Here is a 26,111-nt window from a genome sequence, read left to right as displayed (position 1 = left end):
TCGGTGTGTCTTTCACACCAATATTTCCGGCACTCTATTTTTGTACACTTTTTCGGCTACCGCGCGACCCTTGTCGCTTGCTGTCCCCAATTTTTAGGTAACGTTCTAAAAACCAAGAACCTTACCTAAAAATCAGGGTGTTATCTAAAACTTTTTATTAACTGTCCAATAGCTGATGAATGAGCTGTATTTAGGCTTATTTTACCTTGTTTTGCTCCAATTGACGGCTGGGTTTCCTGGCGTAGAAATTCAGTCATACGAACCACTTTTTTCACGTCTCGTTGTTTTCTTACACTTCGCCTTTGGTCTCTCAAATAGACGGATCGTAATGTTTTATTTAGAATCCCTTGTTTGATCTTCACCATTGCCTCACTACCTTCTAAACTCCAATGCATTCCACGCTTTTTCATTCGGAATGAAATATGTCGTTGGTTGGATTCCATTGCACCCATGCCCCTTGCCTCTTTTGGTGGATTCTCAACTTTTTCTCTCCAATCAAAAATTCGATCCCAATTACCGCCAATATATCTACGAAAATCCTCGGCCTTTTCTAACTGCTTATCCGTTTCTAAAGTGCTCTCCAATGTATCCATCCAACGTATGAAATCATCCAGTTCGTGTTCTTTGATTGCCTTTTGTACACCTTCTTTAAACTCGCTCTTTTTAACTCCAAAAGTTCGATTCAGTGCTTTAGAAATGTGAAAGGAATCCAATTGATTTAAAACAGGATAACTAGACTGTGAGAAAGCCTCTTGAAAACGTTCTGCCGTATAACCGGGACCACCATCACTATTGGTGACAACTTGTGTATTTTCTAAGGAATAATGACTAGCTGTAAACGCCTGGACTTCTTTCCAAAAATCATTTGTTGGTTTGGTTGTCATAATAACTTGTGGATTCTTTAGGGATACGCGCTTTCCATTTTTAATCCAACCTTCATGGATCACTGCATGATGTACTTCATGACTTGTTTTTTCCTTAGTCCCACGCACAAATACACCATCTGCCTCGGCAAATAAAAATTCCAATTCTTTCCCCTTTGGTAAATAGGCAGCTTCCTCTAATTCAGCTAACAATTCTTCATCAGCTTGCGCTTGTGCTTTTCCTACACGCTTCACCATACTTCCCACTGTCGTATGACTAAGATTCACGGCAGTCCATTCACTTAATATGCGTGCAGTTTCTCGGTACGTACTCTCACTAGCCAACTCCGCCACTTTTACTTCAACTAAAGGACTATGTCGCTGATATTTTCTAAATCCAACCCACTCATCAAAAGGATAATGCGCTTTCCCATTGATATCGTGCATTAATGTATGCGTAAAACGAACTGCCCCAAAGATAAACTGAATTGTCTTTTCATCTTCTCGTTCAACCGTCCAACCCTTACTTTGCATTCTTCTTTTTATCGTTTGATTAAGTTGTGTAAATACGCTCCCCATCAGTTTAGTAAGGAGATCATATACATAAATTTGAACATGTTCCTCAAAGTCAATTAAATCATTTGTATCCTTTAATAATTCGCTGATTTTTGATATAATTGTATTCATGAAAAGGCCTCTTTCAAATGTATTTGCCGGTCAGCATACATTTATGATAGAGCGCCTTTTCTTTTTTTTCTAGAATTTTGTTTCAAATCCCCGAGAACTATTTTACACATAGGACGCTTTTCTACTATAATATTTCTATATCCTGCAAAATAATTGTCATGATAATGTGGGAGGTGATAATCTATTTATAGTGATTACAATAAAAAAGAGGGGTGTTCATGTATGAGTTTGTCCATACCAGAAATAACTTTAAATGATGGAATGACGATACCATCTATTGGATTTGGTACGTATAAGCTTAATGGGAGTGATGGGGCCGCTACCATTTCAAGTGCGATAAATATCGGTTATCGCTTAATTGATACAGCCTATAATTATGAAAACGAAGGTACCGTTGGAGAAGCAGTTCGGAGGAGCTCTGTTCCAAGACAAGATCTACGAATCACTTCAAAGCTACCAGGTCGTTATCATTCATACCAAAAAGCTGTCACTACTATTCAAGAATCTCTATATCGAGCAAATCTAGATTATTACGATTTATATTTAATTCATTGGCCAAATCCCAAACAAGATGTTTATGTAGAAGCATGGCAGGCACTAATCGATGCCAAGAAATGGGGACTTATTCGTTCGATTGGCGTTTGTAACTTCTTACCAGAACATCTTGAACGACTTGAAAAAGAAACTGGCGTGAAGCCAAGCATCAATCAAATTGAGTTACATCCATTTTTCAATCAAGAAGAACAAAGAAAATGGCACGAACAACACGGAATCGTAACGGAATCATGGAGTCCATTAGCACGCGCAAATGATGTTTTCAGTAATGAAACATTGCGAAAAATTGCCGACAACCATTCTAAAACCGTTTCACAAATTATCTTACGCTGGCATTATCAACTTGGAGCAGTTTCCATTCCAAAATCTTCATCACCAGAACGACAACTTGAAAATATTAGCATATTTGACTTCTCTTTAGATGATGATGAAATGAACATCATCTTACAGTTAACACGTGCGGATGGAAGACTTAAAAATCAGGACCCAGCCGTTTACGAAGAGTTTTAAGCAATAGCTTTTTATAAAGAAGACTAACCATCAGTGGGGGTTTTCCTTCATCCCCCACATATCGGATCTTTATGGGCAGTAAGACTCCTACCTACCTTCTTAAGAAGTTTGAAGTGGGAGTCTTACTGCCCATTTAAGTGGATAAAAGTTGTTCGATTCAACTTGGCACTCGGTATTAGATTGGCGAATATCTATATTGTGCTTATGGCGAAGAAGTAAGGACAGGTGTATCAACGCCTAACCTTCCCTCTCCTATTTATTGTTTTGCTTTCCAATTTTTCATCGGGTTTTCTTGAGCTTCTTTTAGTGGAACCTGTATCATTTTTATTTCTCTGTTTTCCTTTGGTTTCTTTAATTCATTATAAATGAAACTAGATTTTCCTAATCCAACTGCCATCGCATCATCAACGGATTGACAATAATAAATCTTTTCAATTCCGGCAAAATACATCGCTGTTAAGCACATCGAACAGGGCTCCCCACTTGCGTACATCGTAAACCCTGACAAATCATTTACCTGATACTTCTCTTGCGCCCTTCTAATCGCAAGTAACTCTGCATGTCCACTCACATCATGTCTTTTGTGTAATTCATTGACTCCTTCAGCAATCACTTTTTCATTTTTTACAAGGACTGCACCAAAAGGCTGTCCACCTTCTTCTACATTTTGAAGTGCTAACTCCACTGCTCGCTTCATAAATTTATCCATACTAAACCCTCCCTTGTATTCATTCCTTATTAATAAACTACTAAAATCCATTTATAAAAGAAAGCAACTTATTCGTAAGGCATTAGCCTTAAGAAAAAGAAGTTTCCAATCTTATTTTAAATCTTGCTTCCGAAGAATCAAGCTTAGTACTGGTTCAGGTTCAGAATTAGTAATGGATGGTGGAATTGCTGCCCAATAAGTATTATAATAAATAGTGAGTAGTTTATATTACCATGTAATAAACTTAATAGTTAAACATTGTTTTTAATATCTGATAGTGTGTTTTTTAAAAAGAGGATGAAAAACAAGTCAACGAACTTTTTTAAAGGAAGGCCTACTAAAAACGGGCTTTGCGCCCAACTCACGCCTCCCCTTTTTTAGTGGCATGTTATTTTCACCGGATTTTTTGAACATCATCTAATAAAGATACTAAATATCCTCATCTGTTTATTGAAGGACTTTCCATTGTACTTTTAGGTTATTCCGTCCTTCATTGACTTGATGAAGGATTTTTTTCACTGTTTCTAAGTTATTCGCCTTATAAACAATTAGAATCAATATTAGAAAAAATAATATTCCAATAAGCGTATCACGGTGCTAACTTAAACCAATCGAGACATTAGATATTTTTTCCACAATTAACTATTAAATTACTCCATATAATACAATTGTTTACATCATGAATAAGGACGGTGGGAATGTTGAAATGGCAAAAGCAATTATTAGATTTAATCAACAAATCACAGGAAAAGAAAATTGCTCTAGGTGTTGATGTATCCACAGATGAATACCCAATTGAAACAATACGTCAAATCATTGAATTATTTGAGCAAGTGAGAGCAGAGACCCCTCTCGTTTTAGCTGATTTTAAACTGAGAGAAGTAACAGACACAAAACAAGCAAAAAACATTACATTTCATACGCATGGAAGAGCATCCTATACGGAGGCATTAGAATGGGGACAAGAAAATGGGATTGAAACTTTCTTTTACATTACAGATGTCACCGGATATTTTTGGGATGAGCTAAAAATTGACTATGAAGTGATTTGGTTAATTCCAGACAAATTTAAACCACAAGTTCCGTTTGGAAAAACATTGAATTTGGTCTAATTGGATAAAGTCGCCTTTTAAATAAGGCGGCTTTATTCATTTAACCAGCTTTTCCTTTACGTTTTTCATTTTCCGAAATAATATAGGCACATACAGCATCCCCGGTTATATTTATCGAAGTTCTAAGCATATCCAATAAACGGTCAATACCAATAATGAGCGCAATCCCTTCCACTGGGAGACCAACCTGTGTGAGAACCATGGCAAGCATGATCAATCCAACACCAGGTACACCAGCAGTTCCAATACTAGCTAAGGTAGCAGTAATAATAATCAAAATAATGTCGGTGAAATCAAGGGGTATAGCATAGACCTGGGAAATAAATACTGCAGCTGTTGCCTGCATGATAGCCGTTCCATCCATATTAACAGTAGCTCCCAATGGTTGGACGAAACTACTAATACTTTTACTAACTCCAAGATTCTCCTGGGCCGCTTTCATGGAAATTGGTAAAATTGCATTTGAACTAGCGGTACTAAAAGCAACCGACATCGCCGGAAAGAATCCTTTATAAAAAGTTATCGGATTTCCCCTGCCAAGAAACCAAATAGCTATCGTATACGTGACAGCCGCATGAATAAACAGACCTAAAATAACAGTCCCCATATATGCACCCATCGATCCAATGGCATCTAAACCCGCTCCCCCAATCGCGGAAGCAATCAATGCAAACGCACCATATGGAGCTGCTTTCATAATTACGTTCACCAGGTACATTAAAACCTCATTTGCTTGATCAAATAAACGGTGAATCCCACTGGTTTTATCTCCTAAAATGGCAAGAGCAATTCCGACAAAGATGGCGAAGGCGATTATTTGTAGCATATCACCAGCGGCCATAGAAGAAACCGGATTCGTTGGAATAATATTTACGAGTGTTTCCATAATTGGAGGGGCTTCATTTGCTTCATAATCCGCGATACTCACATCAAAAACCCCTTCAGTACCGGGTTTAATAGCAAATGCTAATGCTAGACTAATACATAATGCTATTGCAGTTGTTACAAGGAAAAAAGTTATCGTTTGTACTCCAATTCCCCCCAATTTTGCCGGTTCACCTAAACCAGCTGTTCCAAGAACGATGGAAACAAAAACAATTGGTACTACAAGCATCATGATTAGATTAATAAATATTTGACCAACCGGAGTTAAAAGATACGTATCTAATTTAGAAAAAACAGCTTCTGGCACAAAAGTTAATATGATACCCGTTACCACACCAAGAACAAGGGCAATTAAAATCTTTTTGGTTAAACTCATTTTACTACCACCTTTCGTTATAACAAAATTGGGAATTTAACCAGAATGGCAGTTTAATGGACGTTTTCCTAATCAACCTTTTTTATGACTTCTTTAAATAAAAAAGTACACCTCCCTTCATTAGTTGAATTGAATTCTTTCCCCACACTAACTTGAGTGCGGTTACAATTCCAGCAGCAACTAAACATGAATGTAGCGTGTACCAGGCCATGTATTGTGAATTATTTTATATATTAATACGAAAAACGATGATATAATAGAACATCTTTTGTGTTTTTTTATTGGACCTTTACGGCAGTTGATCTCCAACCCGCCTTCTTTGTTCCCCAAGAGGCTTGAGGTGGGATAAAGTAAACTTTATTCACTACCGAATGGCCTTGATATGATTTAATAAAATAAATTTTTATACCTTATTATTTTTCAAAAAGAATGACGCTTGGGTATTTAAAACGTCCCAAGCGTCATTTTACTTTCTCACCAATTAAAAATATGGAACTTCTTTCATAATACCGTCTTTCACTACAGTATATTTGAAATTGGGGAGTTTTGCTTTTTCTTTTATATATTCCAACAACTCCTGATGCATGGAATGAAACACAAAACGAAGTACATCATCAAAAACATGATAAAACAGGGTATAGCAACTCTTTATGATTGGTAATTTCCGAATATAGACAACTAATTCATGTTCATTATTTAATTTATCAAACAAATAATTTCTTTCTTCGTCATTAATATTATCTAATATTTCAGTTGGTTTCATTAGTTCCTCTATCGGATGAAAAATAAGAATATTACTGTTTTTTTTTCCAGAATATATCGATAGTCCGTTTGACTGTTTCGATAGTAAGAGGAAATCATCTTTAAGTCCTGTTAGTCTCATTGTTTATTCGTCCTTGTCATCGTTGTAATAATGCGTGTTCAAAAAGGGTGTGGTCGGCTAAATACACAATGTCCATTGCGGATATTGTCGGCGTTAACCGCAAAGGCTGTTTTAGTCGGACTTCCTTTCATTCTTTTCCTGTGCGTCGCAGTTCGAGACGGTGTAGCTTTAAGCACTAGAAAAAGCCTCTTTGATTCCACGACTTACTAGGAAAAGCAAGCCAACGTCGATGTGTGATTTTCACCGGAGTTTTTGTACATCCTTTTATAGAAACCTATAATCCATACTTTTATCAGATCGTTGACTAATCTCAACGCTTAGTCCCATTTCATTGTTTAATCTATGATACAAATACTTCCGTTTAATCTTGGGTATTAGAGCTAGCATCTTAATAGGATCATCTGTCCGCTCGTTTCGCAAAAAAATTAAGTGATTCTTATTGTTTTCGCCTAAATAGGCAGCAAATACTTCTTCCGCCTCATCATCTATTTGCTTATAATCATCCTCTAAACCAAGTAGCTTTACGATGGTTTCTTCCATGGATAGTGCCTCCTTAAATACACAGGATTTTTTAATCATTTTATCCATCTGGGTTAAATATAAACTTCGAAAATGACCGATTAAAGAAGAAAATGAAGCAAATAAATTTAGAGGAATGCATGAAGTAAAGGTAAGTTTGAAGAGAGATAAACATTCAAGAAAATATAGAGGTAAAACTAATTGAATGCGTTAACATTTTCGAAAGTGCATGGTAGATACTGCCATGCACTTTCATTATTATTTACTATTTTCCCTACTCTTCATCACTACCACGATAACGTTTGTACGGTAATGGATTCCAAATGCGGTATTCTAAGTCCTTTTCACGTAATGCTGCTGGGATATCATCAAAAATTTTCCGTGCTACTTCAAGTTCGTGCTGGGCTTCTCCCCGATCTTGATACATAAATTCATCTGAAGCCTTCTCTGGTGCTTTATTCACTTTTTCTTCCAAATATTCTACAACCATTTCCTGTTGTTTATAAATAGACTCACGCGCTTCTGAAACCCAATCATCTTGAGTGGAACGCAATGTATCGGTTACATAACTAAATTCATCAAATATGCCTTTATAAACTCGGTCTGCATTGGTACGAACATCACGAATTACATTTTCCAAGTCTTCAATCGTTAATTCTTCAACTTTTAGAGGACTTTTTCTCTTCGGCCCTCCAATCCGTGAAGATTCTAAGTAATAAGGGAAAATACTTTTAATTGTTTTTCCAACTGGATTAATTGCCTGATTGTTCTCATCCACCCCTTTAGGTTGCACCCCTTGCATCGCAATCCGAGCTGATTCCGGACGAACGATTTCTTTCGGTGGAAGAACCCCATAACGCAGAAGCTCCCTGATTCCAGTTCCAGAAATATTTATGCGATATTGTTTACCATGCGGACATGTTTGCTCCGTTGCAGGGTTATCGCATCGCGTACAATAAAACACTTCATGGAACAATCGAATATCAATACCTAACTCATCGGCTGTGAATTCATCGAAAATGGAATGACTTGCATATTTATCATAATAATCTCCAATACCTGCATGGTCGCGGCCAATTAGCGCATGTGTGCATCCATAATTTTTCATGATTAACGCATGAAGAACCGCTTCACGAGGACCAGCAAAAATATACGTAACACGCAATGGCGCAAGCACGGTTCTGTCTTTCGGATAGTACGTATCTAGCACACTACGATAAGATAACATGCGAAACTCATGCCTTGTGTACTCACGTTTCGCCATTTCTACTAAGGGCTGTACAAATAAACCATCCAATTCTTCAAGTGCATTTCTATGAATATACTCATGACCACGGTGCAGTGGATTTGCTCCAGTAATAAATCCGCCGACAGAGTGAAATTTCTTTTGTTCATAAAACAATTTCCACGTATCCTTTGGTTCCATTCTAAGGTTTTCAAATGGTCCCCAATGCACCCTTCTAAGTAATTGAATTGGCCCACCTAAAGCCGTATCCCCCATCCTTCTATAAATAGAATCTACACCTGGATGGTTCCGATCCTTCGTACCAAATAGATGTGTAGCCCGAAAATCTCTTTCATAATGAAAAATATCATCTAATTTAAGAATGGCGACCGGTTCCTTCGTTTCATCCGCTAACACTACTTCATCTCCAACGGACAACGTTTTTATCACTTCTTTATTTCGATCTCCAATTGGAGCAAAACTTAAAGGAACTGGCCAAACAACCCCATTTTTCAGACGACCTTCTGTTAAAACGGAAATGTAATCTTCCTCAACCATAAAACCTTCATTTGGAGATAAAACACCAGTTGCAATCATTTCCAATGTAATAACTGCCTCCAAGTCTACCATAATCATCGGTAGTTCCTTCGCTTTCTCCATAGCCTTTTCTAGTTCTATTCCCGTTAAAACACCATTTACCAATTTTCCACCATGAGGCTTCTGGGGAAAACTCGCAAAATTTATTTCAGACATTATATCCCCTCCCTACTATTTTGTATATTCAAACAAAAACTGTTATATTCTAAAAATAAGAGCTAGTGGACAAGTTCTCTGTTCTTGTTAAACGAGATTATTTCACCCTATTATGGAGGTTTTATAATGGTAGAATCGGCATCAATAAGTACTTTAAAAGCATTAGTTGAAAAGAAAACAAAGAAAAAAATATTGGTTAAAATAATGTGGAATGACAATGAAAAGTTAACACTATTCATTACGCCAAACATGAAAATCAATTCATTTATATATGATGAAAAAGAGGGTTATTTATTTTATGATTTAGAAGGAAAACCAATAAAATGGGTAATTCCATGTGTATTATCGGAAAATATGTTGATGGATGGGAAAGCACTCCTTAAGGAAGATATACAAATTAACGGACAATCTCTATCTAAAGATGATAAAAAATTTTTAATGGAACATTCGGATTAAACATCCTCGGGAACAATTAGAAAACCTGTCATTCACCATCCAGGATGTGCGAATGACAGGTTTGTACTTGTGTAGGAAGTCCGATTTGAACGGTAAACTAGATTAATTGGATTTGACTAAATCAACAAACTTTTCAATAACACTATCTAAAAATGTTAATGTATCCTCATCTAACTGGCCATTTTCCTCGATTTTCTGTTGAACAAATTAATAAGAACTTCATTGCCACCTGGGGAAAGAACATTTGCCTGAATCCCAGGTGCAGATAAAATTTGTCGTAAATGTGTTTGGGCACGAAGCGTTCCAACCATTCCTGAACTAGCTCCTAATGGCATCACGGGTTTCTTCATAAACACCCTTTTCCCACGAGAAGCCCAATCTAATGCATTCTTTAATACTCCTGATATAGACCAATTATATTCTGGTGTTACAATGATAATCCCATCGGCAGAAAGAATTTCTTGTTTGAAGTCTTTCACGACGGACGGTGGATCTAATTCCTCGTCTTGATCAAAATGGGGCAAAGAACGAATATCTGCTATCTTTATGTTCATTTTATCCTTATAACGTTCTTGCATTATTTTTGCGATTTGCATATTGTACGACTCTTTTCTAATACTCCCAACAAGTGCAACAATGTTCACTATTACATCCCCTTTTCCAATGATTGTTATGTTTAATAAATTCATGCATAACTTTGCATTCCGGCACTCACCGGACTTTTGAGTTGCGGAACTCCTAATTGCTTTTTCTTTCAACTATGTTGTTTAGAGTGGTGGGAGCGACTTCATGATAGTTAGCCTCTTATTACTTATCGTCCAATGAATGGTATTTCCCACCGTAAAATATAAGTGGTTTCTTTTCTTCTACATGAGTATCAGTCACTTTTCCAATAAAGAGGATGTGATCCCCTTCTGTATGTTCTTGAGTGACCTCACACGTTATTTGTGCTAAAGATCCTGGTAAAACTGGTTTTCCGTCTAGATAGTCAAATTCTATGCGAAAATCATCTTTCAATTTTCCCGAAAACACTCTTGAATATTCTTCTTGATTGGAAGCTAATATATTAACCGAGAATACTTTACTACTTTTAATTTTATTTAGAAGACGGGCATTTTCACTTATCGAAACAGTCACTAATTTTGGATGTAAAGACACGGACATGAAAGCGTTTGCTGTCATTCCATGAACTGCCCCGTTCACCTCAGTTAAAACCACTGTAACCCCTGTCGCAAACTTTCCCATTGCATTTCGAAATTGGTTGTCATCCATTAAAAATCCCCCTTCACTTTCTTTAAAAATAATAATCCCCTTTATTTTAAAATATTCCCACTATACAAAACCATTGCATATATAGTATTATATCATATAATATACTATTCCTAGTTACAAACTATGGTTAATTCTTTCAAATACTATGAAATCGTTTAATAAGTAATGGAATAATAGTTCTAATTATTCAGATTGAATTTACTAAATCATCACTGGAGGGAAAACAATGAATTTACTAGAACTAAATACAATGGAAGAACGGATTGAATTATTAACAAAAACAGTAGAACCTTTTACCGCACGCGCTTTAGGCCATGATAAAAATGGAACATTCCCTTATGAAAACTTTAAGGAATTAAAAGCAATTGGATACCCTGCATTAGCAGTACCAAAGGAATACGGTGGGCTAGGAATATCTCTTTATGAAATGTTATGCTACCAAGAAGTAATTGGGAAAGCGGATGGATCAACTGCCCTTTCCATAGGATGGCATATGGGACTTATGAAACAACTGGGTGAAAAAAGAAACTGGAAGAAAGAAAAGTACGAGTCTGTTATTCGTGATGTTGTAAAAACGGGTGCATTACTAAATAGTGCCGCATCTGAACCAGCAACAGGCAGTCCTACCCGTGGGGGCAAACCAGAAACTTTTGCAAAAGAAGTAGATACCGGATGGGTGATCAACGGAAGAAAAACTTTTACAACACTATCCCCCATTCTTAGTTATTTTATTGTGAGTGCGTCCATTGATGGCACGGATGATGTGGGGAATTTCCTAATCAAGCGTGATAGAAAAGGAGTAAGTGTGGATGAAACATGGGATTCTATTGCCATGCGTGGAACTGGAAGTCACGACCTTGTATTAGAAGATGTTCATGTGGAAAAAGACGATCTTGTTGAAATCATGACACCGGGTAATAAGACACCTGCTGGTTGGCTTTTACACATTCCTGCATGCTATTTAGGAATTGCACAAGCTGCACAAAAGGCTGCATTAGAGTTCGCAACTACTTACTCACCAAACAGTATTAAAGGAACTATTTCGGAATTACCAAATGTAAAACAAAAATTAGGAGAAATGGAACTTGGTATATTAGAATCGAAACATTTTCTGTACTCCGTTGCGAAGAAATGGGATGAAAGTAATGAAGAAACAAAAGCAACAATGGGACCAGAACTTGGTGCTGTTAAGTTATCCGTAGTAAACAAGGCTGTAAACGTTGTTGATTTGGCTATGAGAGTTGTTGGTGCAAGAAGTCTTTCAGAGAAAAGTAATCTTCAACTCTACTACCGTGATGTTCGAGCAGGACTTCATAACCCGCCTATGGATGATATGACCATCATGCAATTAGCAGGAAAATCTATTGCTGAATTTTAGAGACGGAGGGACAGATCCCTTGTCTCACTTCGTCACTAATCCGACTAAACAGGGGTAAATTATAATAATAATTTCATTTTTAATTATATAATGTTCAAAAGGACCGAGGTCGGCTAAATTGCCAACGAGAAACGTCGAAGTGTCATTTTCACCGGACTTTTTGAACAACCTCTATAAATATGAAAATAAAAAGTGGATGAGGAGAATGTAAAGATGAAAAAGGAGAAGTTTCTAAAAGGGATAGTAACAGGAATTGCTTTAATCACCTTGTTAGCAGGTTGTGGTGGATCAGATAATGCATCCAATACGGATTCAGGCAATTCGGGGGATTCAGATGTTAGAACGGTAAAAGTAGCTTACGACCAAGCCTCTAAACCTATTTCTTGGTTGGATGATAACGGAAATCCTACCGGTTATGATGTTGAGGTATTAAAATTAGTTGATGAGCTATTACCAGAATATGAATTTGAATATGTAGGGACAACTAGCGATGACTTACTAATCGGTGTTCAGCAAGGAAAATATCACGTAGGAGTTAAAAATGCTTTCTGGACAGAAGAAAGGGCAAAAAACTTTATCTATCCTGAAGAATTTCTTGGTTTAAGTAGCATCGGTCTTGTGCTGAAGAAAGAAAATGAACATATCAAATCCTTATCAGACTTTGCTTCAAATGGCATGACTTTGGCACCAATTGCAGCAAATAATGCACAATACACTGTCATTGATGAATACAATCAAAAAAACCCTGACAATCCAGTTCAATTAGATGCGGGAGATCAATTCACTGTTGATGTGGTGCAATGGGTGAATGAAGGACGTGTAGATGGAGGAGTCATCATTGAAGGTCCCTTTAAGAAGCAAGTTATCGCTGAAGATGGTCCATATCATAATTTAGTAGAAGATGTTGTTTACAATGAATTCGATGTGATTAAAACATGGCCATTATTCAATTTAAATGAAGAAGAGTTCGCCGCTGCATACGATGAAGCAATCAAACAACTTAAAGAGGAAAAGAAACTGAATGAACTTAGTGAAGAATTTTATGGCAGAGACTTATTCGAAGTATTAGAATCTGTGGACAGATAAACAAGAAAATAGAGGTGCAAAATGGAGAAATATTTTGATACCACATATATATGGGAATCGATCCCTACGCTCATCCCCTATTTAAAGGTAACCTTTATCATAGCAGGCCTTTCCGTCCTATTCGGAAGCCTGCTAGGATTAATCTTAGCTGTGATGAAACTAGGAAAAAACAAGATTTCCCAAAATATTGCCCATGGGTATACAACCGTATTAAGATGTACCCCATCCATCGTTCTACTATTTTTAATATATTATGGGGTTCCAGCAATTGCTATAAACTTTGGAATCAATCTGAACGATATGAGTGCAGCTTTTTTTGTCGTAATTACTTTCACCCTTCAATTTGGTGCACTCATGTCTGAAGTCATTCGATCAGCCTATGAATCTATTGATAAGGGACAATATGAAGCAGCAGTATCTGTTGGTTTAAGTAATACTCAAGCCTATAGGCGAATTATTTTCCCCCAGGCTTTTGTAGTAGCCTTACCAAACTTTGGAAATAGCTTGTTGGAATTAATGAAAGAAGGGGCCCTAGCCTATACCATCGGATTAATCGATGTAATGGGTAAGGCAAATCTTATTATAGCAGGGAACTATAATTCACATGCATTAGAAATCTACATTGGACTTTCTATCATTTATTGGATCCTTTCCATTCTAATAGAACAGTTTTTCTTAAAACTGGAAAAAACTTTTAGTAAAGGGAAGAAAAATCTGAAAACAGTTTAAGGGAGTGACAGTGTGTCAAACGGATTGGATTTTGAGTTTCTAATAGATACCTTTTTTATAGCACTATCTGGGGTTCCTGTGGCCATGATTATTACAGTTATTTCATTACTCATTGCCTTGCCACTAGGATTTTTACTAGCGTTAACACGTATCAACAAAATGCCGATTTTAAGTCAATTTTCCCGGGTTTACGTTTCATTTGTTAGAGGGACGCCTGTCATCGTTCAGATCTTTATCATCTACAATAGTGTTCCCCTTCTACTCGCAACCATATTTGAAAAATATAATATCCAAATGAATGTTTATGATGTCAACCCTATTTGGTATGCATTAATTGTTTTTTCATTGAATACAACGGCAACATTAATAGAAGTATTTCGTTCGGCGATCAATACCGTTAGTAAAGGACAACTAGAAGCTGCTTATTCGGTTGGACTAACGACTGTTCAAGCATTTATTAGAATTATTATTCCGCAAACATTAGTAGTCGGACTACCTAACATATGTAATGCTACCGTCAATCTTATTAAGGCAACTTCTTTAGGATATGCCATGTCTCTACCAGAAATCACGTTAAAAGCCCAAGTAGCGGCAAATGCTAGTTACAACTATATCGAGGCTTACATGGATATTTTTATCATATACCTAATGATTTGTAGTTTAGTAGAATACGGATTTAAACGAATGGAAAAACGATTAAGAAAATACAAAATCGCTCCCGCTGCGTAAATCTATTTTGGTGGTGAAATCATGTTAGAGATTCAAAGTATCAAAAAATCATTCGGAAAAAACACAGTTTTAGATGGGGTAAATTTAAAGATTGAGAAAGGCGATGTGGTGGTCGTCCTTGGACCAAGTGGTTCTGGTAAAACAACCTTACTACGATGCATTAACTTTTTAGAAAAAGCAGATGAAGGTAAAGCCATTTTTGGGGATATTCAAGTAGACCTTCATAAGGCTTCTAAAAAACAAATAAATACCATCAGAAAAAGAACTGCTTTTGTATTTCAAAACTACAATCTCTTCAATAATAAAACTGCGTTAGAAAATGTAACAGAAGGACTTATTATTGGCAGAGCTATTCCTAAAGATAAAGCAATAAAAATGGGAAAAGAAGCATTGGATAAAGTAGGATTATCTGAAAAATACAATGCCTATCCTAGTGAGTTATCAGGTGGACAGCAGCAACGTGTTGGTATCGCACGGGCTGTCGTCTTAAATCCAGACATCATCCTTTTTGACGAGCCAACATCAGCATTAGACCCGGAATTAGTCGGTGAAGTTTTAGAGGTGATGAAAACCATCGCTAAAGAAGGAACAACCATGCTAGTCGTTACCCATGAAATGTCTTTTGCTAAAGATGTAGCGAACAGAGTAATCTTTATGGATGGTGGTGTAGTTGTGGAAGAAGGTTCACCAAAAGAATTCTTTGAAAATCCGAAAGAAGAACGAACCCAACGTTTTTTAAGAAGAGTTTTACCTGAGGATTACATTTATAATATTTAAGAACTTTTACCCTACAAATGTGTTTTTGTCACATATGTAGGGTTTTATTCTTTCAACGCGCTTCAATCATTCCATATGATGGCTGGCATTCCCTTTTTAAATCCTCACAGAACGTTTTAACCAGACCTCCATTAACGATAACCCACCTAAATGTGCAGTAAGTGCGACTAATCTTTATAAGGAATTTCAGTAATTTTTGAATACTAGACATCTCTTTCAACATATTGTATAATACAAAAGTTACCCATGATAACTATTACCGAAGATAACTATTTAAGGAGGTGCTTTCAATTAAGACTTCACAAAAGTTTTTTCACAAGCTTATTTTATTATATCGGCCATTTGAAAATCGTCTCAATGAACAACTCAATAAACACCAATTACATCGGGCACAGTGGACTGTGCTTTACTATTTGTATAATAATGGTTCTGCGACGAATGTTGAGATTTCCCATTATCAAGGTGTTGAAAAACCTACCATCACAAGAACAGTTAGCCGCCTAGAGGAATTGGGTTATGTGGAACAAATTCCCGGAAAAGATAAGCGTGAAAAAAGAATGAAGCTTACAGAAATCGGTATGAACATTTATGAAGATGTTCGTGTTACCATTGATCAATTTGAAGAGAGTATTCTAAAAGGAATAACTGAAGAGGAACGGTTAGAGGCCGTTCGAATTATGGATGTAATTAGAAATAATATCAATAAGTAAGGAGTTAGATTTTAGTGAATCAATCGAAAGCAAAATTATGGACCAAAGACTTTACTATCGTTTCTACTGCAAACTTTTTCTTATATTTGGTTTTTTATTTACTATTAGTAACAATGGCAGCTTATGCGGTAGATCAATTAAACGCGTCAGAGAGTCAGGCTGGACTTGTAACAGGTATTTTTATTATCGGAACATTAATTGGCCGACTTTTTCTCGGACGTTTGATTACCACCATTGGTAATAAGAAAATGTTATATTTTGGACTTATCTTTTTTATAATTACTTCACTCTTATATTTTGTAGAATCCGGAATAACATTCTTACTTTTTAACCCGTTTTCTTCATGGACTTGCACTTGGAATGGCTAGTACTGCAACAGGAACCATTGTAGCCGAAGTTATTCCAGAGTCACGTAAAGGAGAAGGAATTGGATATTACAGCATGAGTATTACACTAGCTACAGCAATCGGCCCCTTCTTCGGTCTATATATGGGGCAACATACAAGCTATCAAACCATTTTTAGCTTTTGTACTGCGTTAGGAATTATTAGTTTTATAATCGCACTCTTTGTAAATATTCCAGTAATAGAAAGGCTAGAGGAAGATACAGTACAAAAACATAAACATGCGTTTAAATTTTCCAATTTTATTGAACCAAAGGCATTGCCAATTGGATTAGTTGTTATTATTCTATCCTTTGCCTATTCTAGTGTTCTATCATTTATTAATTTCTATGCAATGGAGATTGACTTGGTTAATGTGGCAAGTCTATTTTTTGTTGTCTATGCTGTAGCTATATTGGTTTCACGACCTTTCACAGGCCGATTAATGGATAAAAAAGACGCTAATTCGGTCATGTATCCAGCTTTTATAATTTTTGGGGTAGGTTTACTACTTTTAAGCGGAGTAGCAACAAGCATTCCATTACTATTAGCTGGTGCCTTAATTGGACTCGGATATGGAAATATGCAATCAACCGCTCAAGCGATTTCTGTTAAGGCGACCTCTCCAGAGCGTGTTGGCCTTGCAACATCAACCTATTATATCGCACTTGATGCAGGACTTGGTTTTGGACCATACCTTTTAGGATTTATCATTCCACTAACTGGTTATCGTTATTTATACGTGACAATGGGAATATTAGTACTAGCAACTACCATCCTTTATTATTTCATGCATGGAAGAAAGGAAGGTTCTATTCTTTCGCCCGATAGTAAAGCTAAGGTAGGAGAGATAGAGGAGATTTAATGATTAACTCTCTTATATCTTCATAAATATATAAAGAACAAAAGAGGCGATCACTGTTTGATCGCCTCTTTTGATTTATATAACATAACTATTATTCATTTGGTACCTAACTATTTTCTTAATTCCTTAATTTCCTCTAATTCCTTTAATACTGTCTTAACTAATGGATGGTCAGATTCTAGTCCAGATACTGTTTGTAAAGTTTTTTCATAACCATCTTCTGTAATCATCTGCTGAAGTTTTTGCGCCTCATCATCCTGTTCATTTTTATATTCAAGGACTGCTGCGATAACTTTAGCTAGATAGATTGGCTCTTTTCCAGTTACATCTAGGTACATTGTTGCTGGTTTGACTAAGCGGTCTTGGGACCCGAGTTTACGGATTGGTCCTCTAGCAACTCTTGTTACTTCGTCAGATATATATGGATTTTTGAAGCGATCAATAATTTTGTGAATATACGCTTGATGTTGTGTACGATCAAATTGATAGGTTTGAATCAATGCTTCACCAGACTCATTTAATGCACCTTCAATAATCTCCTGAATATTTTTATCCTTCATTGCCTCATTAATGGTTGCGTAACCCATGTAACGACCTACATATGCTGGTACGGAATGTCCTGTATTCACGGTAAATAATTTACGCTCAATATATGGTTTTAAATCTTTCACATAGGTAACACCATTAATTTCTGGTTTATCTCCTTTAATGGCGGTTTCCTCAACTACCCATTCAAAATAAGGCTCCACGGAAACTTGGAGGAGATCATCATTTTTCTGGTTTGGTACAATGCGATCTACTGCTGCATTTGGAAAGGCATAAAGTTCATTAAACGTAGCTTTTTCATCTTCTGAAATATGTTCAAAGACTTTTTCCTTTAATAAAGCACTTCCGCCAATCATATTCTCACATGCAATCAAATTTAATTCCTTTGGATTGGTTTTCGCACGTTCTCTTAATCCTTTAGCAATTAATTCAGAAATGATCGCTAGGATGTTCGGACCTACTGCTGTTGTAATAATATCTGCTTTTGTAATTGCTTCTACTACTTGATCTGGATTCGAAACACTGTTTATTCCAGAAACATTTTTAACCGTTAATGTTTCACTATCTTCTGAAGCAAGGACAACATTATATTCTTGTTTTTGATTGATTTCATTAATAATGGTCTCATTCACATCGACAAACGTGGTATGATAATTTGCTTGGTAAAGTAAGGCGCCAATAAACCCACGGCCAATATTCCCAGCACCAAAGTGTACAGCTAGCATTTAATTCACCTCTTCTAATAGGCTAAGAATTTCATCTTGGGATGTTGCATTTACGATTTTTTCAATATTTTCAACTTCAGAACAGATAATCGCAATTTTAGATAAAATTTCTAAATGCTCGTCTCCTTTTCCAGCAATACCGATTAATACTTTGACAATATTTCCACCGCCAAAGTCAACCCCATCAGGAACCGTGACAACGGATAAACCTGTTTCTAATACATTTTTCTTTCCATCTTCCGTACCATGTGGAATGGCAAGATAATTTCCCATATAGGTTGATGTTACTTCTTCTCTCTCTAACATTTTTTCAATATAAGATTCTTCGACATAACCACCATCGACTAAGATCTTACCTGTATAGCGAATGGCTTCCTCTTTTGAATTTAGTTTTACTTGAAGATGAATATTGTCTTTACTTAAAATTTCTTTTGCCATGTTGTCACACACTCCTAAGTTAAATTTTCTCTTTTATAAATTCATAAAGTTTCTTTGCAAGAAACTGTTTTAACAATGGTTCGTTTTCATGTTCAAACATTTTGACCGTTTCCTGCTCTTGTATCATTAAACTACTTAAATAACTAAATACTTCCAACACTTCATTATCGGGCGCTTCTGGTGCAAGCATGAGTAAAATTCGATGCATCTCCATAGGATCTCCATCCATACCTTGTACAATTAATGGATTCTTTAAAGAGTAAATACTAAAGTTCGGAATCACAACATGCTCTGAACGCGCATGGTAAAGGGATAGGTATGTATTTGGTATACCAAGACCACCTAATTTCTCCCTATTAAGTAATTTAACTAAAATTGCCTCTTTATTATCTATTATTTTACATTCCTCTAGTTCCATACAAATAGAACTTAAAATAGACTCTATTGACTTACGTTCAGAAACAGGTTTGACAGAAAAGTGCCCTAATAAATCCATAATTGCCTTAGAGTAGCTTTGAATGGATTCTAATTTTTTTAGGGATTGAATATGCACTTCTTCGTTATGCCTTTTTTTCTTTGGTATAAGTGTTTTTTTCCTTATTTCCTTCTTAATTCTTTGAATTTCCGTTTCCGTTAGCATTGGTGATGCTAAAATATAGTTTCCTTCAAACCTTTCCAACGGGATAGTTGAAATGATAAGATCATATTCCTCCGTCACATCATCTTCAAGATCAAATAACGATTTATTTTCAACTGTACGGATCTCAGGGATTATCTGCATTAGCTTGGTAGCTAAGATTTTAGATGTACCAATTCCACTTGAACAAATGACAAGTGCTTTCAAGTTAGATTTTCCTTCTATTTGAAGTAACGTTGCAGCAAAATGAAGCACAAGGTACCCTATCTCATCTTCCGGAAAATTTATATCTGGAAACGTTTCTTCAACACCCTTTTGAACCATTTGGAAAAAATCCAAGTAATCCCTTTTAATTTCCTTTAGCATCGGATTTTTAATGGTCATTCCCTGCCTTAAGCGAAAAACTGCCGGTTTTAAATGAACGGTTAAATCATGTAATAGTTTATTATTATCCGTAAGATCTTTGTTTAACAGTTTACTGACACTTTGAATCAGTTCATTTGCTTTTAAGGCTATATCCAAACTAGTATCTTCCATCAGATTATTCCGGTCCGTCCGTAATTTTGCACCAAGTAAATGCATGGTAATATATCCTATTTCATCATTTGGGATGTTAAGGGAAAGATCGGACTCCAATTTTTGAATGATTTTCTTTGCAATCCTATATTCTTCTGTTCCCTCTATTTCTCGCAAATAATCATCATCGAAATGAATGACATCTCCATTTTGTATCCTTTGTATCGCTAAAGTAAGATGAACCACTAATCCAATATATCCGCTATCAGCAAGTTCATAAGGAAGGTCTTTACTAGCTTGTTCCACTCGCTTTTCAATTATTACTAGGTGTTTAGGATTTACAAAATCCATTAATCGATCCGTTATATGGTTTCGGCGTTTTGAGTTTTGTTGGATATGGTTTCTTAACTGATTTGCAAGTCCAATTGGGGGAATGTTTAGTGAAACTAAGTAACTAAGCGCAGACCGTTTTTTTGCTTCATTTCCTGCAATCGTAATCCCTAACCCTTTTTTTCGGACAACGATGAGATCAAAGGATTGAAGCTCATCTTCTAGATGTTTCAGATCACTACTGACGGTAGCGCTTGTTACCCCCAATTCATGTGCTAGGGTGAATAACTTAATTGGTTCTCTCTTTTCAAGAAGCATCGTAAGTATGATTGCTCTTCGTTCTTCTGGTGTAAAATCTGTAGTAGCTTCACCTGTAATGATAGATTGAAGCTGCTCTTTATCTTTACTTTTTCCTTCAATACGTAAACCCAGCCCCATTTTCTTGATGAGTTTCAAATGATAGTTAGCTAAAGTGTGCTCAATCTTTTTTAAATCACGGTGAATGGTTCTTTCACTGACTTCAAGAATTTCGGCTAAATCCTTTACCGTTACTTCCTCTATGGTAGTTAGCAAATGTAAAAGTATTTTCCGTTCTCGACCAGATATATACAAACCACTCACCCCTTTTGATTACACTTATTTTTTAAGCCGTTCGATTAACTCATCGTATTTCGGACTGTTTAAGAAATTATCAACTGAAATATGTTCTGCATCCGGAATTTTCGCTTTTGCACGGTCAGTTAATTCCTTCTGAGTGATAACAATATCCGCATCATTCGGAATTTCGTTAATTGCTTTATTTGTTACGTCGATGTTAATATCGTTCTTTTTAAATTTATTTTTTAGTAGGGAAGCCCCCATCGCGCTAGATCCCATTCCAGCATCACACGCAAAGATAATTTTGTTGACTTCTTCCGCTTGTTTTTCTTTTTTCACTTCTTCTTGTGGTCGATTTTCCTCTACTTGGTCTTGGCTTAAGACATTAGCAACCGTACTCTTCTTCCCTTTCATCGCTTCCATCTTGTCTGTTGCTGCACTTAAATCTTCTTCCTCTTGTTTACTTGATTTTAGAATAAATGCTGCAACGATAAAGGTAACTGCCGCTGCGACAAGAACACCTAGGATAATACCTAAATAACTATTTCTTTCAGCCATGGCAAGTAACGCAAAAATACTTCCTGGTGAAGCTGCTGCAACAAGTCCTGCATCAAATAATTGGAACGTGAATACACCACTAACGCCACCTGCAATTACCGCAAGAAATAACATTGGCTTCATCATTACATAAGGGAAATAAATTTCATGAATCCCACCTAAAAATTGAATGATTGCTGCACCAGGTGCGGAACTTTTGGATGCACCTTTTCCAAAGATTGCAAATGCAAGCAAAATACCTAAACCAGGTCCTGGGTTAGATTCTAATAGGAACAGAATAGATTTTCCTGCATCCGCAGCCTGTTCAACCCCAATAGGACTTAAAATCCCATGGTTAATCGCATTATTTAAGAAAAGAATTTTTGCTGGTTCAATAATAATATTGGCAAGTGGCAATAAACCAGCACCGATAATTACTTCAACACCACTAGCTAAAGCATGGTTTAGGCCTTCAACTAGTGGCCCAATACCAAGTACTGCAGCAATTGCTAGGATAGCTGCTAATATACCTGCAGAGAAATTATTGTAAAGCATTTCAAACCCTTGTCTGACTTTCCCTTGAAATGCTTCATCAATTTTTTTCATTAAATATCCTGCTAAAGGCCCCATGACCATGGCACCTAAGAACATCGGTATATCTGCACCGACAATGACACCCATGGTTGCCGTGGCACCAACTACACCACCACGAAGATCGTAAATCATTCGACCACCAGTAAAACCAATTAATAATGGTAGCAAATATGTGATCATTGGGGTAACTAAAGTAGCAATCGTTGCATTTGGCCACCAACCATCTTCTATAAAGAGGGCAGTGATAATCCCCCATGCAATAAACGCACCAATATTCGGCATAATCATACCACTCAAATAGCTTCCAAAACGCTGAATCTTGGCACGCATTCCTTTATTTTCAGCCATTACTAGCTCTCCTTTCTTATCGAAACATATATATTATTGTAACTCTGCTTCATTTTCGTATTCAACGACATCCAAAAGCATTTTTGACAAGTCTCATGTTGACAATAGTTTATTTAGTATATGGAAAGAGAGTTTTTATAATTAAAAAAGCTGACAGATTGGAAATTCCAAATCTGTCAGCTTTACAATAATTTAGTTTATCTTATTTTCTTTCCTTTAACCTATTTATTGAGACGATGAACCCTGCGTCCTTGATTTCTCTAAATCCGCCTCAATTCTACTATAAAACTCTTCCGCTGCATTGTAGCCTTGCTGTTTTAAATACCAATTATTCGCAGCTGCTTCAATTAATCCAGCCACATCACGTCCGGGTTGAAGCTGAATTTCCATAGAAGGAATTTTCACGCCCATATAGTCTGTGTAACTAATTTCCTGTTCCAACTCATTATACAAGGCATCTTTCTCCCATTTTGTCAGATGAATATCAAGAGTAATACGTGTCTCATCTTGAAAAGCCCTGCGTCCATACATTCGCACTACATTCATTAACCCAATACTACGTAATGCTAGAAACTCCTTGGTTTTTTCATCATGGGTACCTAGGATTGTTTGTGGACTAAGCTTTTTTAATACGATGATATCATCCGCTACTAAACGATGACCACGACGAATTAATGTATGGGCTGTTTCGCTTTTTCCTACTCCAGAATTACCTCGAATTAAAACACCTATTCCTGATACATTCATACAAACTCCGTGTATGGCTATTTCCTCCGCTAATTGCTTTATTAAGTAAGCATCTAATTTTGGGATAAAGTCCGATGTGATCTCCGGTTGTTTTGTTACTAATAATGGAATTCCCTCTTCTATACAATGATGCGTTAAATAAGTTAAACCTTCCTCACCACTAGTTACGATAAAACATGGTGGATGGTAATGAACGATATTTCCAATTCGTATCTTTCGTTCTTCTTCACTTAATTTATGTAAATAGGTAACTTCTTTTCTACCCAAAATCTGAACTCTTTCTGTTGGAAAAAAATCGAAATGTCCAACAAACTCTAATCCTGGTCGATGCACACGTGATTGTGTAATCACATTTTGTAATCGGTTCTCTCCTGCAAGCACTTTCAATTGAAACTTATGAACTAAGTCCTCAACTGTTATTTGTTTCATCCTACATTCACCGTCCAATAAAGATATTAATGAATAGAATTATACTTTAGAATATTAGAATAGTCACCTTAGTTGCACTTATGCAGATTTTTACGGCAATCCCCGGACGAGAAAGATTTCCCCTAGCTGCCAAATAAATAACCCGATATTCATAATGAATATTATGAATATTGGGCTACCATCATCTAAGCTTTTTGATAAATTTTCTGATTATCGTGTTGTTTTTCTCTTAATCTCTCTAAATCTCTTTTCTCCACTTCTTCTTGAGATGTTTTACTATCCCTCACGAAAAACGAGGTCAATAGTCCAACAAAAGCAAGAACAGTTATCACGATAAATGCGACATTCACTCCATAGATAGCTGGATTAGGAATATCTGCTCTAGCTGCCGTTTCTCCTGTTGTTGTCATAACTGTAACAAGAATAGCTGTTCCAACAGAAGCGCCGACCTGCCTCATTGTATTATCCATTGCCGCCCCGTGTGGAATTAGTCGTTTTGGTAATTGGTTCAATGCCGCTGTTGAAATTGGCATCATGACCATAGATAGTCCAAACATTCTAATACTGTACATGATTGTCATGAAAGCCAAGGATGTTTCCGTATCTAATCTAGTAAATGGAATGGAAGAGACAGCGACAATTAGTAGTCCAGTCATCGCTAGCTTACGCGCACCATATCTATCAAAGATTCTACCTGTAATAGGAGACATAAACCCTGAAATCAACGCACCTGGTAATAACGCAATCCCCGCTTCAAAAGCAGTGAATTCACGCATGTTTTGCATATAAAGTGGGATAAGTGTTTCTGTCCCGATTAGCCCCATAAACGAAATGATTCCAATAACAACGGCTAGTGGGAATAGAGAATACGTAAAAACCCTGAACTCTAACATTGGATGCTGCAGTCTTAACTGTCTTAAAATAAACATAAAGAGTGACACTACTCCAACAGTGAGTGAAATGATGGTTAAACTTGCTCCCCAACCGTTATTCCCAGCTGAAGTAAATCCATAAAGTAATCCACCAAAACCAAAAGAGGATAAAATAACAGATGGAATATCTAATTTTGGTTTCTTTAATTCCGTTACATTTTTCAATGCGAAAAAGGCGATGATAATATCTACAATTGCAATTGGTAGGATGATAAAGAATAATACCCTCCAAGAATAATGCTCTGTTACCCATCCTGATATGGCAGGACCAAGTGCTGGTGCAAATGATATAACAAGACCAATTAATCCCATAGCTGATCCACGTTTATGAACTGGGAAGATTAAAAGAAATACTGTCTGCATTAGTGGCAGCATAACCCCTGCTCCAGCAGACTGGATGACTCGCCCTACTAATAAGAAAGAGAAATTAGGCGCAATCCCAGAAATTAATGTGCCTATAGCGAAAATACTCATTGCCGTTATAAACAATTGTCTTGTCGTAAACCGTTCTAATAAAAATGCACTAATGGGAATCATAATACCATTGACAAGCATAAACACCGTGGTTAGCCACTGACCAGTGTTTGCCGTAATTCCCATTTCCTCCATAATTGGGGGAATTGCAGTAATCATCAACGTTTGATTTAAAATGGAAATAAATGCCCCAGCAAGCAACAATGCGACAATCGTTTTTCGGTTATAACTTACCGTTTGCATATCCTTCCCCTCCCCTATTTCTTCATAACAATTCATAAATTATAATGCATTTCAGGTAAAAAGGAAATAGGAATTTTGCTAAATTTCAGCTAGATAAAGAAGACTTCCATCAGCGGAGGCTTTCCTTCATCCCCCACTGATGGTTAGTCGGCACTTATCGAACCTTTACGGGCAGTTGTTCTCCCACCTATTTGTATCCCCAGAAGTTTAAGGTGGGAGTCTTACTGCCCATTTAGGTGGGGTAATTAGAACAGGTAATTTAATAGGAAGGAAAAATTTTTTAAACGTAAAATCATATTCATAAACAATATCAAGTTGTGCAACTTTAAAAGAATCGTCAAACTTTTACAAATTTCTTGCTATATTAGAAAAACTATGCAATACTTAATTGTGTAAATTACAACTTAAGATGACTGTGGGGGTACCAGTGTTGCTGGTTGAGATTGTATCCGTTAGATACTAACCCTTAGAACCTGATCTGGCTAAGACCAGCGTAGGGAACATACCTGATACGTACATAACTAAAGTATGCACCCTAGGCAATTTGTCTAGGGTG

Annotated in this window: 23 protein-coding genes, 1 pseudogene and 1 riboswitch; of the genes and pseudogenes, 10 read left to right on the top strand and 14 right to left on the bottom strand. The window is 36.5% G+C overall.

Annotated features, from left to right (window positions below):
* Positions 1–140: 140 nt before the first annotated feature.
* A complete protein-coding gene (locus tag MHI02_RS06495) occupies positions 141–1,550 on the bottom strand; it encodes an ISLre2 family transposase (RefSeq protein ID WP_047183902.1) in 1,410 nt (469 codons plus the stop codon).
* A gap of 222 nt (positions 1,551–1,772) precedes the next feature.
* On the opposite strand from MHI02_RS06495, the gene MHI02_RS06490 reads away from it, so the two are divergent.
* The gene (locus tag MHI02_RS06490) at positions 1,773–2,615 is read left to right on the top strand and encodes an aldo/keto reductase (protein ID WP_341165773.1); all 843 of its coding nucleotides are present in this window, start codon (positions 1,773–1,775) and stop codon (positions 2,613–2,615) included.
* Positions 2,616–2,871: 256 nt separating this feature from the next.
* On the opposite strand, the gene MHI02_RS06485 is transcribed toward MHI02_RS06490, so the two are convergent.
* Positions 2,872–3,324 (bottom strand): nucleoside deaminase, encoded by a 453-nt coding sequence (locus MHI02_RS06485; protein ID WP_341165772.1) that lies wholly within the window; start codon positions 3,322–3,324, stop codon positions 2,872–2,874.
* A gap of 698 nt (positions 3,325–4,022) precedes the next feature.
* Between MHI02_RS06485 and MHI02_RS06480 the strand changes: the two genes are divergently transcribed.
* The gene (locus MHI02_RS06480; RefSeq protein WP_257456889.1) at positions 4,023–4,436 is read left to right on the top strand and encodes a VWA-like domain-containing protein; all 414 of its coding nucleotides are present in this window, start codon (positions 4,023–4,025) and stop codon (positions 4,434–4,436) included.
* Between the two features lie 40 nt (positions 4,437–4,476).
* Here MHI02_RS06480 and MHI02_RS06475 read toward each other — a convergent pair whose 3' ends face one another.
* From MHI02_RS06475 to MHI02_RS06460, 4 genes are all read right to left on the bottom strand, one after another.
* A complete protein-coding gene (locus MHI02_RS06475) occupies positions 4,477–5,697 on the bottom strand; it encodes a dicarboxylate/amino acid:cation symporter (RefSeq protein ID WP_257456888.1) in 1,221 nt (406 codons plus the stop codon).
* A 481-nt stretch (positions 5,698–6,178) separates the two neighbouring features.
* Positions 6,179–6,580 carry a DUF4302 domain-containing protein gene (locus MHI02_RS06470; RefSeq protein ID WP_257456886.1) on the bottom strand — a complete coding sequence of 134 codons (402 nt, stop codon included), beginning with the start codon at positions 6,578–6,580 and terminating at the stop codon, positions 6,179–6,181.
* A gap of 264 nt (positions 6,581–6,844) precedes the next feature.
* Positions 6,845–7,120, bottom strand: a complete 276-nt coding sequence (locus MHI02_RS06465; protein ID WP_257456884.1) for a hypothetical protein — start codon at positions 7,118–7,120, stop codon at positions 6,845–6,847.
* A gap of 253 nt (positions 7,121–7,373) precedes the next feature.
* Positions 7,374–9,077 carry a sulfate adenylyltransferase gene (locus tag MHI02_RS06460; protein WP_047183934.1) on the bottom strand — a complete coding sequence of 568 codons (1,704 nt, stop codon included), beginning with the start codon at positions 9,075–9,077 and terminating at the stop codon, positions 7,374–7,376.
* A gap of 126 nt (positions 9,078–9,203) precedes the next feature.
* Between MHI02_RS06460 and MHI02_RS06455 the strand changes: the two genes are divergently transcribed.
* The gene (locus MHI02_RS06455; RefSeq protein ID WP_047183933.1) at positions 9,204–9,533 is read left to right on the top strand and encodes a hypothetical protein; all 330 of its coding nucleotides are present in this window, start codon (positions 9,204–9,206) and stop codon (positions 9,531–9,533) included.
* Positions 9,534–9,703: 170 nt separating this feature from the next.
* Here the strand turns inward: MHI02_RS06455 and MHI02_RS06450 are convergent, their stop codons facing one another.
* Positions 9,704–10,177 carry an NADPH-dependent FMN reductase gene (locus MHI02_RS06450; RefSeq protein WP_341165771.1) on the bottom strand — a complete coding sequence of 158 codons (474 nt, stop codon included), beginning with the start codon at positions 10,175–10,177 and terminating at the stop codon, positions 9,704–9,706.
* A 163-nt stretch (positions 10,178–10,340) separates the two neighbouring features.
* A complete protein-coding gene (locus MHI02_RS06445) occupies positions 10,341–10,805 on the bottom strand; it encodes a flavin reductase family protein (RefSeq protein WP_047183931.1) in 465 nt (154 codons plus the stop codon).
* Positions 10,806–11,031: 226 nt separating this feature from the next.
* On the opposite strand from MHI02_RS06445, the gene MHI02_RS06440 reads away from it, so the two are divergent.
* The 7 genes and pseudogenes from MHI02_RS06440 to MHI02_RS06410 all read left to right on the top strand — a co-directional run bounded on the left by MHI02_RS06440 (position 11,032) and on the right by MHI02_RS06410 (position 17,462).
* Positions 11,032–12,183: an acyl-CoA dehydrogenase family protein gene (locus MHI02_RS06440; RefSeq protein ID WP_047183930.1), complete on the top strand. Its 1,152-nt coding sequence runs from the start codon at positions 11,032–11,034 to the stop codon at positions 12,181–12,183.
* A 213-nt stretch (positions 12,184–12,396) separates the two neighbouring features.
* Positions 12,397–13,269 carry a transporter substrate-binding domain-containing protein gene (locus MHI02_RS06435; protein ID WP_060667858.1) on the top strand — a complete coding sequence of 291 codons (873 nt, stop codon included), beginning with the start codon at positions 12,397–12,399 and terminating at the stop codon, positions 13,267–13,269.
* A 21-nt stretch (positions 13,270–13,290) separates the two neighbouring features.
* Positions 13,291–13,998, top strand: a complete 708-nt coding sequence (locus tag MHI02_RS06430) for an amino acid ABC transporter permease (protein WP_257456877.1) — start codon at positions 13,291–13,293, stop codon at positions 13,996–13,998.
* Positions 13,999–14,010: 12 nt separating this feature from the next.
* Positions 14,011–14,727: an amino acid ABC transporter permease gene (locus MHI02_RS06425; protein ID WP_257456873.1), complete on the top strand. Its 717-nt coding sequence runs from the start codon at positions 14,011–14,013 to the stop codon at positions 14,725–14,727.
* A 21-nt stretch (positions 14,728–14,748) separates the two neighbouring features.
* The gene (locus MHI02_RS06420; RefSeq protein ID WP_047183927.1) at positions 14,749–15,504 is read left to right on the top strand and encodes an amino acid ABC transporter ATP-binding protein; all 756 of its coding nucleotides are present in this window, start codon (positions 14,749–14,751) and stop codon (positions 15,502–15,504) included.
* Between the two features lie 281 nt (positions 15,505–15,785).
* Positions 15,786–16,214: a MarR family winged helix-turn-helix transcriptional regulator gene (locus MHI02_RS06415; RefSeq protein WP_312030830.1), complete on the top strand. Its 429-nt coding sequence runs from the start codon at positions 15,786–15,788 to the stop codon at positions 16,212–16,214.
* A 14-nt stretch (positions 16,215–16,228) separates the two neighbouring features.
* Positions 16,229–17,462: pseudogene (locus tag MHI02_RS06410) on the top strand (MFS transporter).
* A 110-nt stretch (positions 17,463–17,572) separates the two neighbouring features.
* Here the strand turns inward: MHI02_RS06410 and MHI02_RS06405 are convergent.
* The 6 genes from MHI02_RS06405 to MHI02_RS06380 form a co-directional block, all read right to left on the bottom strand.
* Complete coding sequence (locus MHI02_RS06405; protein WP_341165770.1) at positions 17,573–18,733, bottom strand: mannitol-1-phosphate 5-dehydrogenase; 1,161 nt, start codon at positions 18,731–18,733, stop codon at positions 17,573–17,575.
* Positions 18,734–19,171, bottom strand: a complete 438-nt coding sequence (locus tag MHI02_RS06400; RefSeq protein ID WP_047183925.1) for a PTS sugar transporter subunit IIA — start codon at positions 19,169–19,171, stop codon at positions 18,734–18,736. It lies immediately after the preceding gene.
* 19 nt (positions 19,172–19,190) lie between these two features.
* Positions 19,191–21,266: a BglG family transcription antiterminator gene (locus MHI02_RS06395; RefSeq protein WP_341165769.1), complete on the bottom strand. Its 2,076-nt coding sequence runs from the start codon at positions 21,264–21,266 to the stop codon at positions 19,191–19,193.
* A gap of 24 nt (positions 21,267–21,290) precedes the next feature.
* Complete coding sequence (locus MHI02_RS06390; protein ID WP_204798425.1) at positions 21,291–22,730, bottom strand: PTS mannitol transporter subunit IICB; 1,440 nt, start codon at positions 22,728–22,730, stop codon at positions 21,291–21,293.
* A gap of 225 nt (positions 22,731–22,955) precedes the next feature.
* Positions 22,956–23,906: an HPr(Ser) kinase/phosphatase gene (gene hprK, locus MHI02_RS06385; RefSeq protein WP_341165768.1), complete on the bottom strand. Its 951-nt coding sequence runs from the start codon at positions 23,904–23,906 to the stop codon at positions 22,956–22,958.
* 185 nt (positions 23,907–24,091) lie between these two features.
* Positions 24,092–25,555, bottom strand: a complete 1,464-nt coding sequence (locus MHI02_RS06380) for an MDR family MFS transporter (protein ID WP_047183922.1) — start codon at positions 25,553–25,555, stop codon at positions 24,092–24,094.
* A gap of 407 nt (positions 25,556–25,962) precedes the next feature.
* Positions 25,963–26,072, top strand: a riboswitch (TPP riboswitch).
* Positions 26,073–26,111 lie beyond the last annotated feature (39 nt).

This window comes from Oceanobacillus sp. FSL K6-0118, from assembly GCF_038006665.1.
GTDB lineage: Bacteria > Bacillota > Bacilli > Bacillales > Amphibacillaceae > Oceanobacillus > Oceanobacillus caeni.
Note: the sequence above shows the minus strand (reverse complement) of the source record. Positions and strands in the feature narration are given on the sequence as shown.

Excerpts from the sequence above, each read along its gene's own strand:
- MHI02_RS06495 (WP_047183902.1), bottom strand. The coding sequence starts at position 1,550 with ATGAATACAATTATATCAAAAATCAGCGAATTATTAAAGGATACAAAT.
- MHI02_RS06490 (WP_341165773.1), top strand. The coding sequence starts at position 1,773 with ATGAGTTTGTCCATACCAGAAATAACTTTAAATGATGGAATGACGATA.
- MHI02_RS06485 (WP_341165772.1), bottom strand. The coding sequence starts at position 3,324 with ATGGATAAATTTATGAAGCGAGCAGTGGAGTTAGCACTTCAAAATGTA.
- MHI02_RS06480 (WP_257456889.1), top strand. The coding sequence starts at position 4,023 with ATGTTGAAATGGCAAAAGCAATTATTAGATTTAATCAACAAATCACAG.
- MHI02_RS06475 (WP_257456888.1), bottom strand. The coding sequence starts at position 5,697 with ATGAGTTTAACCAAAAAGATTTTAATTGCCCTTGTTCTTGGTGTGGTA.
- MHI02_RS06470 (WP_257456886.1), bottom strand. The coding sequence starts at position 6,580 with ATGAGACTAACAGGACTTAAAGATGATTTCCTCTTACTATCGAAACAG.
- MHI02_RS06465 (WP_257456884.1), bottom strand. The coding sequence starts at position 7,120 with ATGGAAGAAACCATCGTAAAGCTACTTGGTTTAGAGGATGATTATAAG.
- MHI02_RS06460 (WP_047183934.1), bottom strand. The coding sequence starts at position 9,077 with ATGTCTGAAATAAATTTTGCGAGTTTTCCCCAGAAGCCTCATGGTGGA.
- MHI02_RS06455 (WP_047183933.1), top strand. The coding sequence starts at position 9,204 with ATGGTAGAATCGGCATCAATAAGTACTTTAAAAGCATTAGTTGAAAAG.
- MHI02_RS06445 (WP_047183931.1), bottom strand. The coding sequence starts at position 10,805 with ATGGATGACAACCAATTTCGAAATGCAATGGGAAAGTTTGCGACAGGG.
- MHI02_RS06440 (WP_047183930.1), top strand. The coding sequence starts at position 11,032 with ATGAATTTACTAGAACTAAATACAATGGAAGAACGGATTGAATTATTA.
- MHI02_RS06435 (WP_060667858.1), top strand. The coding sequence starts at position 12,397 with ATGAAAAAGGAGAAGTTTCTAAAAGGGATAGTAACAGGAATTGCTTTA.
- MHI02_RS06430 (WP_257456877.1), top strand. The coding sequence starts at position 13,291 with ATGGAGAAATATTTTGATACCACATATATATGGGAATCGATCCCTACG.
- MHI02_RS06420 (WP_047183927.1), top strand. The coding sequence starts at position 14,749 with ATGTTAGAGATTCAAAGTATCAAAAAATCATTCGGAAAAAACACAGTT.
- MHI02_RS06405 (WP_341165770.1), bottom strand. The coding sequence starts at position 18,733 with ATGCTAGCTGTACACTTTGGTGCTGGGAATATTGGCCGTGGGTTTATT.
- MHI02_RS06400 (WP_047183925.1), bottom strand. The coding sequence starts at position 19,171 with ATGGCAAAAGAAATTTTAAGTAAAGACAATATTCATCTTCAAGTAAAA.
- MHI02_RS06390 (WP_204798425.1), bottom strand. The coding sequence starts at position 22,730 with ATGGCTGAAAATAAAGGAATGCGTGCCAAGATTCAGCGTTTTGGAAGC.
- hprK (WP_341165768.1), bottom strand. The coding sequence starts at position 23,906 with ATGAAACAAATAACAGTTGAGGACTTAGTTCATAAGTTTCAATTGAAA.
- MHI02_RS06380 (WP_047183922.1), bottom strand. The coding sequence starts at position 25,555 with ATGCAAACGGTAAGTTATAACCGAAAAACGATTGTCGCATTGTTGCTT.